General features: G+C 57.8%; 16 protein-coding genes. 11 read left to right on the top strand and 5 right to left on the bottom strand.

Translation table 11 applies throughout. The features are described 5' to 3' along the window. Positions 1-34: 34 nt before the first annotated feature. Positions 35-571, top strand: coding sequence for an isochorismatase family protein (locus ACWPW2_RS15345; RefSeq protein ID WP_200134903.1), 537 nt, complete (start codon positions 35-37; stop codon positions 569-571). Then, the gene (locus ACWPW2_RS15350) at positions 572-1,489 is read left to right on the top strand and encodes a GlxA family transcriptional regulator (RefSeq protein WP_128481905.1); all 918 of its coding nucleotides are present in this window, start codon (positions 572-574) and stop codon (positions 1,487-1,489) included. It begins immediately after the preceding gene. Here the strand turns inward: ACWPW2_RS15350 and ACWPW2_RS15355 are convergent. Continuing rightward, positions 1,482-2,477, bottom strand: coding sequence for an acyltransferase (locus ACWPW2_RS15355; protein WP_454123978.1), 996 nt, complete (start codon positions 2,475-2,477; stop codon positions 1,482-1,484). The two genes, ACWPW2_RS15350 and ACWPW2_RS15355, sit on opposite strands and share 8 nt — an antisense overlap. Positions 2,478-2,648: 171 nt before the next feature. Here ACWPW2_RS15355 and ACWPW2_RS15360 point away from each other — a divergent pair, with 171 nt between their 5' ends. From ACWPW2_RS15360 to ACWPW2_RS15375, 4 genes are all read left to right on the top strand, one after another. Continuing rightward, positions 2,649-2,948 carry a YsaB family lipoprotein gene (locus tag ACWPW2_RS15360; RefSeq protein ID WP_128481907.1) on the top strand — a complete coding sequence of 100 codons (300 nt, stop codon included), beginning with the start codon at positions 2,649-2,651 and terminating at the stop codon, positions 2,946-2,948. A gap of 135 nt (positions 2,949-3,083) precedes the next feature. After that, positions 3,084-3,995 (top strand): glycine--tRNA ligase subunit alpha, encoded by a 912-nt coding sequence (glyQ, locus tag ACWPW2_RS15365; protein WP_042718627.1) that lies wholly within the window; start codon positions 3,084-3,086, stop codon positions 3,993-3,995. A gap of 9 nt (positions 3,996-4,004) precedes the next feature. Then, entirely contained in the window at positions 4,005-6,074 is a 2,070-nt protein-coding gene (gene glyS / locus ACWPW2_RS15370; RefSeq protein WP_333870982.1) for a glycine--tRNA ligase subunit beta, read from the top strand. A gap of 168 nt (positions 6,075-6,242) precedes the next feature. Beyond that, positions 6,243-6,491, top strand: a complete 249-nt coding sequence (locus ACWPW2_RS15375; protein ID WP_454123981.1) for a hypothetical protein — start codon at positions 6,243-6,245, stop codon at positions 6,489-6,491. Here ACWPW2_RS15375 and ACWPW2_RS15380 read toward each other — a convergent pair. The 3 genes from ACWPW2_RS15380 to ACWPW2_RS15390 are packed head-to-tail and all read right to left on the bottom strand — an operon-like array spanning position 6,469 to position 8,440. Further along, complete coding sequence (locus tag ACWPW2_RS15380) at positions 6,469-7,428, bottom strand: GGDEF domain-containing protein (RefSeq protein WP_454123983.1); 960 nt, start codon at positions 7,426-7,428, stop codon at positions 6,469-6,471. The genes ACWPW2_RS15375 and ACWPW2_RS15380 overlap by 23 nt on opposite strands. Positions 7,429-7,430: 2 nt before the next feature. Next, on the bottom strand, positions 7,431-8,072 hold the full coding sequence (locus ACWPW2_RS15385) for a chemotaxis protein CheC (RefSeq protein WP_454123985.1): 642 nt from the start codon (positions 8,070-8,072) through the stop codon (positions 7,431-7,433). Continuing rightward, a complete protein-coding gene (locus tag ACWPW2_RS15390; RefSeq protein ID WP_054802698.1) occupies positions 8,069-8,440 on the bottom strand; it encodes a response regulator in 372 nt (123 codons plus the stop codon). The genes ACWPW2_RS15385 and ACWPW2_RS15390 overlap by 4 nt, the downstream gene beginning before the upstream one ends. 420 nt (positions 8,441-8,860) lie before the next feature. On the opposite strand from ACWPW2_RS15390, the gene ACWPW2_RS15395 reads away from it, so the two are divergent. The 3 genes from ACWPW2_RS15395 to ACWPW2_RS15405 all read left to right on the top strand — a co-directional run bounded on the left by ACWPW2_RS15395 (position 8,861) and on the right by ACWPW2_RS15405 (position 12,204). Then, positions 8,861-10,480 (top strand): ABC-F family ATP-binding cassette domain-containing protein, encoded by a 1,620-nt coding sequence (locus tag ACWPW2_RS15395; protein WP_454123987.1) that lies wholly within the window; start codon positions 8,861-8,863, stop codon positions 10,478-10,480. 174 nt (positions 10,481-10,654) lie between these two features. Next, the gene (locus ACWPW2_RS15400; protein ID WP_312118656.1) at positions 10,655-11,617 is read left to right on the top strand and encodes a hypothetical protein; all 963 of its coding nucleotides are present in this window, start codon (positions 10,655-10,657) and stop codon (positions 11,615-11,617) included. Further along, positions 11,617-12,204: a hypothetical protein gene (locus ACWPW2_RS15405; protein ID WP_312118425.1), complete on the top strand. Its 588-nt coding sequence runs from the start codon at positions 11,617-11,619 to the stop codon at positions 12,202-12,204. The genes ACWPW2_RS15400 and ACWPW2_RS15405 overlap by 1 nt, the downstream gene beginning before the upstream one ends. A 51-nt stretch (positions 12,205-12,255) precedes the next feature. Here the strand turns inward: ACWPW2_RS15405 and ACWPW2_RS15410 are convergent, their stop codons facing one another. After that, the gene (locus ACWPW2_RS15410) at positions 12,256-12,549 is read right to left on the bottom strand and encodes an HTH-type transcriptional regulator (protein WP_042718609.1); all 294 of its coding nucleotides are present in this window, start codon (positions 12,547-12,549) and stop codon (positions 12,256-12,258) included. Between the two features lie 390 nt (positions 12,550-12,939). Here ACWPW2_RS15410 and ACWPW2_RS15415 point away from each other — a divergent pair, with 390 nt between their 5' ends. After that, entirely contained in the window at positions 12,940-13,650 is a 711-nt protein-coding gene (locus ACWPW2_RS15415) for a DUF3053 domain-containing protein (RefSeq protein ID WP_042718608.1), read from the top strand. Between the two features lie 333 nt (positions 13,651-13,983). After that, entirely contained in the window at positions 13,984-14,304 is a 321-nt protein-coding gene (locus tag ACWPW2_RS15420; protein WP_279794006.1) for a hypothetical protein, read from the top strand. The last annotated feature ends 47 nt before the right edge of the window (positions 14,305-14,351 follow it).

The raw sequence follows: 14,351 nt of genomic DNA on the forward strand, positions 1-14,351 counted from the left end.
ATAGCGTTAACCCCACTGAGCAAGGAGTCCTGAAATGACCCGTACCGCCCTGATTAACATCGACACCCAGCAATCCTTTTTCCACCGTGACTTCTGGCAGGATAACGACTTTCCCGCTTTCCAGCAGGCGATGCTGACGCTGATTGCCGGTTGCCAGGCGCGCGGCATTCCGCTGGTGGATATCTTTCACGTCGCCGACAGCGGCCCCTTCTCGCTGGAGAGCGGCTTCGTGAAACCGATGCCCTTTTTGCAGCACCAGGCGGATGTCACCTTCCATAAGCATGTCCACAACGCCTTTACCGATACCGGTCTCGATCGCTGGCTGCGTCAGCGCGATATCAATCATCTGATCATTTGTGGTATTCGTACGGAGCAGTGCTGTGAAACGACCGCCAGAGTGGCATCGGATCTGGGCTATCGCGTGACCTTCGTCAGCGAAGCGACGCTCACCTTCCCGATGACGCACAATGGCGTGACGCTGGATAGCCACACGCTGCGCCACCGTACGGAAACCGTGCTCGTCGGGCGATTTGCCGCCATTAAAACCGTCCAGGAGACGCTGGAACAATAAATGTGTGATGTCTGGTTTGTGATGCTGCCCGGCGTGCTGGCGCTCGATATGGCCGGTCCGGCGGAGACCTTTGCGCAGGCGCAGGAGACCTTTCGCCTGCACTACATCGGCCCGCAAGCGGAGGTGGCAACCTCCCTTGGCTTAACGATGGGCAACATCGCGCCGCTGCCGGAGACGTTGCCGGAGGGGAGCCTGCTGGTGCTGCCCGGCGTCAGCGATTCTTCGCAGTTATTTGATACGCCGCAGGCAACGCAGGTGCGCAACTGGTTGATGCGCCTGCAACCGCTGCTCCACCGCCGGGCGATTACGCTGATGTGCGTCTGTTCCGGCGCGATGCTGGCGGCGAAAGCCGGGCTGTTAAACGGGGTTCAGTGCACAACGCATCACAATGTGATTGCCCGCTTGCAGGCGCTCGAACCGGCGGCGCTGGTTAAAGAGAACCGGATTTTTATTGAGGATCGCGGCATCTGGACCAGCGCGGGCATCACCTCAGGCATCGATCTCGCCCTGCACATTATCAACCGCTTATGCGGGCCGGCGCGTGCGCTGGCGGTGGCGCGCGAAATGGTGGTCTGGTTTCGCCGCTCCGGCGACGATCCGCAGCTTTCACCGTGGCTACGCTATCGCAACCATCTCCATCCGGCGGTGCACCGCGCGCAGGATGCGCTGACCGCCGAGCCGCAAAAAGCCTGGCAACTGGCGGAGATTGCCGCGCAGGCACACGTCAGCGCCCGGCATCTGACCCGTCTTTTTCAGCAGCATCTGGGGATCAGCGTGCGCGACTATCTGGAGCAGCTGCGGCTGGTGATTGCCGAGCAGGCGCTGTTACAGGGCCAGGGTGCGGAGCAGGCGGCGCTGGCCGCCGGTTTCTCCTCCCCGCGCCAGCTGCATCGGGCGCGGGCGCGAATTGCTAGCTGACAAACCGCCGCCGGTCGATGCGCTGCACCAGCATCGAGAGCGCCAGGCTCGCCGCCAGCGCCGCGCTGAAGACCCACAGAATGTCGAGCAGCGGCCAGCTTTGCACCTCAACGCCGCGCGTGCGCAGCGCATGAATAATCAGTGCGTGGAAACCGTAAATGCCCAGCGAGTGGCGGGAAATCAGCGCCAGCCCCGGCAGGGTACGGCTATTGAGGGTGTTTTTGACCAGCGTAAACAGCGCGATGGCGCAGAGAAAGACCATCGGGCCGCAGTAGAGATACCAGGTATCGGCGAAGTTGCCGCGCCATCTCAGCTCATGCAGCGTACCGCGTGAAATCGCCACCACCGCCAACACAACTACCGCGGCGCTCAGCCAGTTCAGCGCCCGTTTTTGCGTCTCCATCATACCGATGGCGCGCCCGAGGATGGCGTAGAGCACATAGTAAAAGGTATCGCCGTTGATATAGAGATTGATCGGTAGCCACTCCACGCCATCGCTTTTCAGCGTCACCAGATTGGGGTTGGCGACGATGCCAATCACCGCAATCAGCGCCAGCAGCATCTTGCCGCTCAGGGCTTTGACCTGAATCAGGGGCGAGAGCAGGTAGATAACGATGACGGCGAAGAAGAACCACAGGTGATAAAAAAACGGCTTTTGCAGGATGTTCTTCAGCGACAAATCGCTGTTAATCGAAGTAAACAGCATGATGTAGAGCAGGGCGATGAGGCTATAAAACAGCAGGCAGAGTCCGATACGCAAAAAGTGGCGCGGCTGGGCGCTGCGTTCGCCATAAAAGAGGTAGCCTGAAATCATAAAAAAGAGGGGAACGCTGACGCGCGAGGCGGAGTTGAGCAGGTTAGCAACATTCCAGTCGAAGCTGGTAACGGCGGCCGGATTGGTAATGTACCAGGTGGTGGTGTGGATCATGACCACCATTAAACAGGCTATTCCGCGTAAATTATCTATCCAGTGAATTTTTGACGGCATCACATCCTCAATTTCTTATTGTCGACAAATATCCTGAGACTGGTAATTTACCTGCGTATCTCTTTGGATAATTCTGAGTTTCCCCACGCGTGGTTGTGCACTAAGCGCAGTGCTGCACAATGGCGTTTTTGGCCGTTCACCCTATCAGCCCGCAAGGAAATGCGTAAGAAAATGATGAAGTTTACTCTGCCGATGCTGATGTTGCTGCTGACAAGTTGCAGTGCGCCCGAGAAAATGCCTGAGCAGAAGGCGCAAACGGCGCGGCCTGGCCCGACACGCTCCCTCGATATGGAGCAACTCTGCCGGGAAAACGCTGCGCACCGCTACAACACCGGGGCGGAAAAAGTGAACGTTACCGGCTTCGAACAGTATCAGGGCAGTTACGAGATGCGTGGCGTTACGCCGCGTCATGAAGCGTTTGTCTGCACTTTTGACGCTGAAGGGCAGTTTTTGCATCTTTCGATGCGTTAAGCCCCATAATACGCGCCAATGCCGCCGCTATTTCCCAATTTTCCGTAAACAACCCCGTTTCGTACTGTATATCTTGCAGTCAGCGGGTATACTGGTCGCTTCCTTTAAATCCACACGTATCCAGCACGAAATAATATGCAAAAGTTTGATACCAGGACCTTTCAGGGTCTGATCCTGACCTTACAGGATTATTGGGCTCGTCAGGGCTGCACCATCGTTCAACCTCTGGACATGGAAGTGGGTGCCGGTACTTCGCACCCAATGACCAGCCTGCGCGCGCTGGGCCCGGAGCCGATGGCAACCGCCTACGTTCAGCCTTCCCGTCGCCCGACCGATGGTCGCTACGGCGAAAACCCGAACCGCTTACAGCACTACTACCAGTTCCAGGTGGTGATTAAACCCTCTCCGGACAACATTCAGGAACTGTACCTCGGGTCACTGAAAGAGCTGGGTATGGACCCGACCATTCACGATATTCGTTTCGTGGAAGATAACTGGGAGAACCCGACGCTGGGTGCCTGGGGACTTGGTTGGGAAGTGTGGCTTAACGGCATGGAAGTGACGCAGTTCACCTACTTCCAGCAGGTTGGCGGCCTTGAGTGCAAGCCGATCACCGGCGAGATCACCTACGGTCTGGAACGTCTGGCGATGTACATTCAGGGCGTAGACAGCGTCTACGATCTGGTCTGGAGCGACGGCCCGCTGGGTAAAACCACTTACGGCGACGTGTTCCATCAAAACGAAGTGGAGCAGTCCACTTACAACTTCGAATACGCCGATGTCGACTTCCTCTTCACCTGCTTTGAGCAGTATGAGAAAGAGGCTCAGCAGCTGCTGGCGCTGGAAAACCCGCTGCCGCTGCCGGCTTACGAACGCATTCTGAAAGCCGCCCACAGCTTCAACCTGCTTGATGCGCGTAAAGCCATCTCCGTCACCGAACGCCAGCGCTACATTCTGCGCATCCGTACGTTGACCAAAGCAGTCGCTGAAGCCTATTACGCTTCCCGTGAAGCCCTTGGCTTCCCGATGTGCAACAGAAATAAATAAGAGGCGGCCATGTCAGAGAAAACATTCCTGGTGGAAATCGGCACCGAAGAGCTGCCACCAAAAGCCCTGCGCAGCCTGGCGGAGTCCTTCGCTGCCAACTTTACCGCGGAGCTGGATGCGGCAGGCGTTGCCCACGGCGACGTTAAATGGTTCGCCGCGCCGCGCCGTCTGGCGCTGAAAGTGGCCAACCTTGCCGCCGCGCAGCCAGATCGCGAAGTTGAAAAACGCGGCCCGGCCATCGCCCAGGCGTTCGACGCGGAAGGCAAACCGAGCAAAGCGGCTGAAGGTTGGGCGCGTGGCTGCGGTATCACCGTCGATCAGGCCGAGCGTCTGACCACCGACAAAGGCGAATGGCTGCTCTATCGCGCCCATGTGAAAGGCGAAAGCATCGAAGCGCTGCTGCCGAACATGATCGCCACCTCGCTTAGCAAACTGCCGATCCCGAAACTGATGCGCTGGGGCGCGTCGGATGTGCACTTTGTGCGTCCGGTTCACACCGTTACCCTGCTGCTGGGCGACCAGCTGGTTCCGGCAACGATCCTTGGCATTCAGTCCGATCGCGTCATTCGCGGCCACCGCTTTATGGGCGAGCCGGAGTTCACCATTGACAACGCCGATCAGTATCCGCAGATCCTGCTGGAGCGCGGCAAAGTGATGGCGGATTACGCCGAGCGTAAGGCCAAAATCAAAGCGGACGCTGAAGAGGCGGCGCGTAAGATTGGCGGTAACGCCGATCTGAGCGACAGCCTGCTCGAAGAGGTTACTTCTCTGGTTGAGTGGCCGGTGGTGCTGACCGCGAAGTTCGAAGAGAAATTCCTCGCCGTTCCGGCGGAAGCGCTGGTCTACACCATGAAAGGTGACCAGAAGTACTTCCCGGTATATGGCAACGACGGCAAACTGCTGCCAAATTTCATCTTCGTCGCCAATATCGAGTCGAAAGATCCGCAACAGATTATCTCCGGTAATGAAAAAGTGGTGCGCCCGCGTCTGGCGGATGCCGAGTTCTTTTTCAATACCGACCGTAAAAAACGCCTGGAAGATCACCTGCCGCGTCTGCAAACCGTGCTGTTCCAGCAGCAGCTCGGTACGCTGCGCGACAAGACCGATCGTATCCAGGCGCTGGCGGGCTGGATTGCTGGCCAGATTGGTGCAGATGTGAACCACGCAACGCGCGCGGGCCTGCTCTCCAAGTGCGATCTGATGACCAACATGGTGTTCGAGTTTACCGACACCCAGGGCGTGATGGGCATGCACTATGCGCGTCACGACGGCGAAGCGGAAGACGTTGCCGTTGCGCTGAACGAGCAGTATCAGCCGCGCTTTGCCGGTGATGAGCTGCCGTCTAATCCGGTGGCCTGCGCCGTAGCGATTGCCGATAAGATGGATACCCTCGCGGGGATCTTCGGTATCGGCCAGCATCCGAAAGGCGATAAAGACCCGTTCGCGCTGCGCCGTGCCGCGCTGGGTGTGCTGCGTATTATCGTCGAGAAGAACCTGGCACTGGATCTGCAAACTCTGACCGAAGAGGCGGTGCGTCTCTACGGTGATAAGCTGACGAATGCCAAAGTGGTCGACGATGTGATCGACTTTATGCTGGGCCGCTTCCGCGCCTGGTATCAGGACGAAGGTTACAGCGTTGATACCATCCAGGCGGTGCTGGCGCGCCGTCCGACCAAACCGGCAGATTTCGACGCGCGTATGAAGGCGGTTTCCCACTTCCGTACGCTGGAGGAAGCGGCGGCGCTGGCGGCAGCCAACAAGCGCGTCTCCAACATCCTGGCGAAATCTGACGAAACGCTGAATGAGAACGTGCAGGCGGCGGTGCTGAAAGAGGCCGCAGAGATTAAGCTGGCGGGCAACGTGGTGGTTCTGCGCGATACCCTGCAGCCGTTCTTTGCCGAAGGGCGCTATCAGGAAGCGTTGATCGAGCTGGCGCAGCTGCGCGAGCCGGTGGATGAGTTCTTTGAGAACGTGATGGTGAACGCCGACGATAAAGAGGTGCGCATCAACCGCCTGACGCTGCTGGCGAAACTGCGTGAACTCTTCCTGCAGGTTGCGGATATCTCGCTGTTGCAGTAATCGTTCAGACGATAAAAAACCCGCTACGGCGGGTTTTTTTATGCCCCGATTTTGCCGGAGCGTGTTGCCGGATGGCGGCTACGCCTTATCCGGCCTACGGTTACATGCCATCGCTCCACCCATGTAGGCCGGATAAGCGAAGCGCCATCCGGCAAAGCAGCCGGCTCGGTGCCGCCGCCCTGCGCCCACGTAGGCCGGATAAGCGAAGCGCCATCCGGCAAAGCAGCCGGTTTCGTGCCGCCGCCCTGCGCCCATGTAGGCCGGATAAGCAAAGCGCCATCCGGCAAAGCAGCCGGTTTCGTGCCGCCGCCCTGCGCCCATGTAGGCCGGATAAGCGAAGCGCCATCCGGCAAAGCAGACGGTTCGGAACTGCCATCCGGCAACACCACCCAACTCAGCGGCGTGGCGCGTGGGTGAATCGACGAAAGGCGGTGCTGACGCGCACGGTGTTGCGCCCGGCGCGTTTCGCCTCGTAAAGGGCGTTATCCGCGCTCTGGATCAACTGCCCATATTCGGTATGGTTCTGCTGACACAGGCTGGCGACGCCGATACTGACGCTGACGCAGCCATCCGGTGAACTGGCGTGGGGAAGCTCAAGGTGCTGCACGCTGGTGCGCAGCTTTTCTGCCAGCTCCACCGCCGCTGCCGAGCGCGTTTCCGGCAGCAGGGCGCAAAACTCTTCGCCGCCGTAACGAAACAGGATCTCATTCGGGTTGCAGAGCGTGCCGCGCATCGCTGACGCAATCTGTTGCAGGCACTCGTCACCGTGCTGGTGGCCATAGCTGTCGTTGTAGGACTTGAAGTAGTCCACATCGATCAGCAGCAGCGACAGCGGTTTGTTATTACGCTTGCTGGCGCGCCACTCGCGCTCAATGCAGAGATCGAAATAGCGGCGGTTGCCGACGCCCGTCAGGCCATCCGACAGGGATTGCGACAACAATTCATGGGCCTGATCGCGCAGCAGCGACTCACGGCGGACTGCCGCAGTGACATCGACAATCTGAATCAGGCAGTAATGCTCGGCATCGCCGAGTGGAACAATGGTCACCGCCTGGCTCAGACGGGCGGTTGGCCGAGCCGGTTCCGCATAGAGCGGAAAAGGCGAGCGGTGTAGCGATTGTGAAAGCAGGGAAGATAAATTGTGACCAATGGCCTGACGGATCGCATCGCCAACGCGGTGATAGGTCAGGTCCGGGAAGACGGAAAAAAAGTCTTCGCCAACGGTGTCGCTGGCCGCCCGCCCGGTATGCGTCTCTAACCACGCATTCCACAGCGCGATACGGTACTGCGCATCCACGAGGATGACACCGAGGCTGAGGGCTGAAAACGCATCCAATAACAACTTATCTTTCATGATTAATGCATTCCGCTGGGAACACTACCGGATTCTAAACGGCTGATATAAAGCCGAACCTGCTCGCGTAAGTCGCACAGAGCGGACATATCGAGGATAAACGCGAGATAGCCCTGGATCTGCTGACGCTCGAGCGCAAAATCAATGCGCAGCATCATCACCAGCGGATCGTTCTGATCTTTTTCCGGGTTGAGAATCTCTTCGCTGCTGCCAACCCGCACCACCGGCAGCGATCCTTGTAGCTCTTTCTGGAACATATTTGCCAGCGTGCCGACGCAGGCGTTGAGCACGATATTGCCAATCTCGCTCATCGCTTCGCGCTCCATCTCGCCCAGTTCATGCGCCGGGATCAGATCGCCGACCATCATGCGCACGATTTCGAAACTCGCGGCTTCCGGAAACATCAGAATCGCTTCGGTAGCATAGGCCCCTTCGTAATGCTGGCTAATGCCGAACAGCGATACGCCAGCCCCCATCTCGTCGGCCGCTTTCGAGCGCGGCGTAAAGCGGATAGTCGGCACCGACATGCGCACCTCTTCGTTGACGATATTGCTCATCGCCGCCGCTGCGTGGCCGACGCCGATGTTGAAGATCTCCATCAGGCTGTCCGCTTCAATCTCGCTGATATCGGGCAACTCGGTCATGGCTGGCTCTCCAGGCTCTTCAGCATGGCGTGCAGCTGCGGCTCTTTCAGCGGTTTTGGCAGGAAACCGAGGCCCATCTCTTCGGCGGCAGCCTGCACGGAGTTCTGCACGTTGGCGGTAAGCAGCACGATGTGGGTCTGCGGGTGCGTTTGACGCAGGCGTGACGCCGCTTCAATGCCGCCAATGCCGGGCATGTTCACATCAAGCAGAATCAGATAGGGGGTATTCGCCGCGGCATGGGCAATCGCCTCTTCACCCGTACCGGCCTCATCAATGCTCCAGTCGCTGTGCAAGTTAAGAACATACTGGCGGGAAATCATGCGTGACAGGCGGCTGTCATCGACAATCAGAATATATCTGGACATCATTCATTCTCATTTTAGGATTCAGGGCCTGAAACCAGAACAATGCTTTACTTCCGGATCTCCTCCCTGAGCACTACTGAACGATATGCCACCGTTATGCGTTTGGGGTAACGCGCGGTTTTATCGTCTCCTTTCTGAAATGGCGATCCTGGATTGCACGCATGGCCTGCTACTTTCAGTTAAGTCACCTTATTCATCGGCAATATTGCGCAAACAATTAGCCCTCAATTTTGCGCACCGCGACGTAAAGATGAAAATTTGACCTTGAACCTGGCCTGGATCTCTGGCTATCCTGTGCCGCGACGAACTTCTCGTCTCACTGGAGCGCACCCGGAAAATGAACAAACACGACTGATGAATCCACTACCTTGTTAAACGCTCGCGCGTTGGCAAGGCCGTTAACGATCTCATTCAGGAGTGCTTATGGCTCATTGTGCGCAGTCACCCGCCTTTATTTTGCATCAGGTCACCTGTCAGTTTGCGACGGGCGAGACCCTTTTCGGCCCGCTGAATTTAACCCTCGACGCCTCGCTGTGCGGGCTGGTCGGGCGTAACGGCGTCGGCAAAACCCAACTTTTACGCCTGCTTGCCGGGCAAAGTCAGCCCGCGTTCGGGCATATCGAATCCGCAGTGCGCTGGGCGTATGTCGCGCAGCAACACACCCTCTCTTCGCAGACTACCCTTGCGCAGCTGCTCGGCTATGGCGAGATCTTCGCTGCGCTGGAGCGCGTGTTGCAGGGACACTATCAGCCCGCCGATCTGGAGTTACTCGACGGTCAGTGGGATCTGCCTGAGCGGCTCGAGGCCGCCTTTCAGCACGCTAATTTGCCGCCGTTCGCGCCGGACAAACCGGCTGCCGCACTGAGCGGCGGCGAGCGCGTTCGGGCGCTGCTCTGCGGCGCGTTTATGACCGGCGCGGATTACCTGTTACTGGACGAACCGACTAATCACCTTGATGGGGAAGGGCGCGCATGGTTTAGCGACCTGCTCCGGCAGCATAAAGGCGGAGCCCTGATCGCCACTCACGACCGGCAGCTGCTCGGCGAGATGTCGCGCATTGTCGAACTCACGCCGGGTGGGCTTCGCAGCTACGGCGGCAATTACGCTGATTATGAACAGCAGCGCGAAGCGCAGCAGCAGGCCGCCCGCGCGATGCTGGATCATGCCGCCGTTGAGCGTCGGCGCGCACGCAGCCGGATGCAGAAGGAGCACGACGCCAGCCTGCGGCGTTCGGCGAAGACGCTGCGCACCGTCGATACGCTCAACATCGCCTCTTTTGAACGGGTGAAATATAAAAACCTCGCCAAAGAGCGCCCGGCGAGCTGGCGCAAGCAGCATCAGCAGCAAAACGAAGCGCTTAACGCGGCGGTCACCGAGGCGCGTGAGCGGGTCGAGGAGGAGATGCCGGTGCTGTTTACGCTGCCCGGCAGCCAGGTGCCACCGGGCAAACAGGTGCTGGTGCTCGACGACGTTGTGCTGCCGCACGTCGCGCTTCCTCCCCTGAGCCTGCGCATCGACGGCCCGCTGCGCGTCGCCATTCGAGGGCCAAATGGCTGCGGCAAGTCGACGCTGTTAAAGGCAATCCTCGGCGAGTTAGCGCCGCTGGCAGGCGAATGCCACCGTTCGGTCACCTGCGCGTGGTTGGATCAGCATCTCTCCCGGTTTGATCTCTCGTTATCAGTGCTGGAGCACCTTCAGCGGGGTGACTCATTGCTGGAGGAGGGCGTGCTGCGCAGCCGTCTGGCGCAGCTACAGCTGGGCGCGGAGAAAGTGATGTTGCCGCTGGCGGCCCTGAGCGGCGGTGAGCGGTTAAAGGCGGCGCTCGCCTGCGTGCTCTGGCAGCGTGATGCCACGCAGCTGTTACTGCTCGACGAGCCGACCAACCATCTCGATCTTGCCTCCACCCGTGCGATTGAGGCGGCACTGGCGGATTTTCCCGGCGCGATGCTGGTGGTTTCGCATGATGAAGCGTTTCTTGCCGGGCTTGGGTTGACGCACAGCCTGACGTGGTACGCCAGCGGATGGCGCTGGCAGCAAGCGTGAGCGGGCAACCAATTCTCGTAGTCAATCCTGCTCTAAACTTGAGTGATGAAAATAAACGCGATACGGTTGCCTGCTGTTAATAAGAAGTAACATAAGTGAAAGCGATAGATATGCTCACGCTGTTTAGCCCCGGCTGGACAGCTTCTGCTACGCCACCGCCACAAGGAAACGATGATGAATCTGCCAGGAATGAACCCCGAAAGAAATCTGCCGGGGTATGAATTTGCCCGTATGACCGGTGCAGGAGCGAGTGATTTTGATTTTAAAGCCCTCGGCGCCGCAATGGATTGTACCCGTGAATTTGCCGACGCAGGCATCATCTATGCCGATGGCCCGGAGCGTTACCTGGTGCGTCCGAGTAAACGCCATCCCAACGGGCAGAGCGGCATCGTCACTCACGTTATCGTCACCAAAGCCGCCGCCCAGCCGACCAACTCCAGCAACGGTAAAGCGCTGACGGAAGCGGTCTCTGCAACTTCGATGGGCACCGAGATCGCCTCGACGGTGCTCTCCTGCGGCGCGATGCTTATCACCGCAGGCGTGATGGCCGCCGGTACCGTCGCCACACCGCTCACCGCGGGCGGCAGCACCGTACTGGTGGCGATTGGCTATGCGGGCACGGCGGCGACCGGTTTGCAGTGCCTTAACGGTATCTACCGCGTGTACGATCTGGTGGAGAACGGCGGTGAAAACGTCGCCTGGCTGGATTCGCAGGAGTGGTATGTCGCCACCTCAACTTCGCTGGATCTTATCTCGCTGGCGAGCGCCGGCGGCGCGCTGAAAGAGGCGCTGGCGACCTGGAAAGCGATGAAGTCGGTCTCTTCGCTGAAAGCGACGCAGTGGCTGAAAGAGTATCCGCGCCAGGATCGCGCCCGTCTGACGGAGCTGATTATCCGCGCGCAGAACCCCGGTATCAGCAATAAAGGCATCAAGGCCGCCATCCGCGCCGGTCTCTATCCGAAACGCTTCCCGGTCGAGCCGGTACAGGTTGAGCTGACCCGCCAGTTGGGCCAGGTGGTGACCAGCGCGGCGGCACTGGTCGGCAGCGGGGTGAGTGGCGTAATTGCTGCCCCGGGCAACGTGCCGCGCACCGGGCGCTATATAGTCGGGACCATTCAGTCGCTGGCGGTGATCTGATGTCGTTGTTGAGCTGGCTGACAGGATCGGTGTTCTACGATTTATGGCAGCACGGGCGTGAAATCGAGCCGCTGATCATGCGCAAAGATGAACGCGTCCTGTCGCGCTCCACGCCCGAGCTGGAGCGCCATTTTGACAAAACCGCCGTCGAGCAGCCGCGCCAGAACGGCTTTCCGGTGGCGTTTGTGATCCTGCTGCTGCTGGTGGCGTTTGCGCTCGATTTGCTTTCTCTGCTGCGACTCTTGCCGGGGTTGACGCCGCCGCTACACGCGCTCGCCTTTTTTGCCCCTGCGCTGGTCGTGCTGGCGACAACCCTCAGCAGCATGTTTATGCTGGCGCGCGGATTTAGCGCCGGGCTTGCCGGTTTCGCGTATCTCTTTAGCGGCTTACTGCTGGTCACCGTGGCGCAGTTGGTGATTAATCTGCTGACGGGCGGCGGCGCGGCGATACCGTTGCTGATTGCATTGGCGGCATTAGTCGGGTGTCGGCGGTTGCTGAATGGCGAAGGGTTTGTGCTGTTTGCGCTTTACTGTCGAACAGCGCGTCTGACAAGAGTGGCGAGGGAGTTGCGGTTGAAGTCTCGTTAAGGCGGGAAAAACATAAACCCCCGGCGTGGCGGGGGCTCTGACCGTTGCAGCTTAGTCAATAAGCTGCTTGCTGAGCATCGGATTCGAATGAATCAGGCGCATCAGTTTCATCTCGGTGGCGGTGGGGGTTATACGTTGTGATTCCCACTCATGCACCATTGAGACTGACACTCCCATCGCACGAGCGAAGTCGTCAATCTTCAGACCGGTTCCACGTCGCAATTGTTCAAAGTCACTAAAGGAATTCGGCTTCTTGCTCAGGGTTCCCGTCTGCGCAACATCTTTCTTAAATACGATCTGTTCGAGACTGCTCATCAGTTCAAACATCGGGTCTTTGTACTCCATTGAGCACTCCTCATAAAATCACACAGCGGATATCGTGATACAGCCTGATAAGAGTAGTCGGAAAAAAACCTGGCGTATGATTTCGCCAGTGATTATTTACGTGGTAAGCGGGGTAGATGTGCTGAAAATGCGCCTTCTGCCGCTTAAGTTTTGTTTAATTGATTGATTAATAAGAGAGCGATTTTGCTCGGTATAAATTTGTAAATCGTCAGCAAAAATTTGGATTAAGAATAATCTGACCGCGATCACGGAAAATATCGTGCCAAAACGGATCCGCACGCTTTTGTGTGTAATGAAGGGGTATCTTGCGAGGCTGACCTGGACTATCCTTGTAGGCCGTTGGGCACGCGTGTGCCGAGAAGCGGTTTTATGGGTGAAAGGAGTAATAAAATGGCGACAGGACAGTCCTGCTCTCGCTGGTTTGCGTCTCTTGCGGCGCTATTAATGGTGGTAAGCCTGAGTGGGTGTTTTGATAAAGAAGGCGATCAACGTAAAGCGTTTATCGATTTCCTGCAGAATACGGCAATGCGCAGCAGCGAACGTCTGCCGGCGCTGACGGCGGATCAGAAAAAACAGTTCGGCCCGTTTGTCTCTGATTATGCGGTTATCTATGGCTATTCCCAGCAGGTGAACCAGGCGATGGATTCCGGTCTGCGCCCGGTCGTTGATAGCGTTAACGCCATCCGCGTGCCGCAGGATTATATGACGCAGCGCGAGCCGCTTCGCCAGGCCAACGGTTCGCTCGGCGTGCTGAGCCAGCAGCTGCAGAACGCAAAAATGCAGGCCGATGCCTCCCATGCCGCGCTCAAGCAGGCAGACGATCTGAAACCAGTCTATGACCAGGTTTACACCAAAGTGGTGACCAACCCGGCTAACGCGCTGCAACCGCTGATCCCGGCGGCGCAGGTCTTCACCCAGCAACTGGTGCAGGTTGGCGACTTTATCGCGCAGCAGGGCACGCAGGTGAGCTTTACGGCGAACGGCATTCAGTTCCCGACCTCCGAGCAGGCCAGCCAGTATAACGCGCTGATTGGGCCGCTGGCGGCGCAGCATCAGGCATTTACCCAGGCCTGGACGGCAACCGTCTCAGGAATGAAATAAGTAATAAGGTTACGGTGAAGCGCGGTTGCTAATGGCTGGCGCGACACCTGCTACATCCGAGCCTGAAAGGAACGGCCTGTTAATGGCCGTTCCGCTCCTCTTCAGGCAGACGAGGAAGCTATGTCAGCGCTTTTTCCTCTACATTCATCTGTCACAGTGAATCTTCGCAAACAAGTCGCCGTAAATGGCTGAGCCAGCCCATCGCCTTTACCCATGAACGCGGTTAGATTTCAACGTAGGGGTTATTTATCAGTGGAGATAACCAAATACTTACATTTTGTTCCATGGATATTGGTTGTAGTAATCATCTTTTCTTCACTTAAAGGAATAAAGGTGAATAAAGAAGAGAACACGCTAATCAGGCAGTGGAACAGCAGAGGAAAATGGCAAGGTGAAGTGACCGCTGCCTCCGTTGTTGAGTGGAAGCAGCTGAGCGTCATGCATAATTTTGACTACTTCTACCTGTTCACGCTGGAATGCATTATCAGCGGGGAAAAAACGGTACTGAAAGCCGCGGGCGTGATACCGGTATCGCAAGTGAAGCTCATTAAGAAGGGCGCGTCTGTAGTGCTCAAATACAGTCTTAACCCTCCAAAAACTGCCGTTGAAAACATTGTCGATCCCGAGGGGCAAGAGGCTGTCGATTTACCGTAGCAGTAAGCGGATGCAGGTATAAAAAAAGAGGCGATACGATCGCCTCT

It is taken from the genome of Kosakonia sp. Marseille-Q7440 (assembly GCF_965119485.1).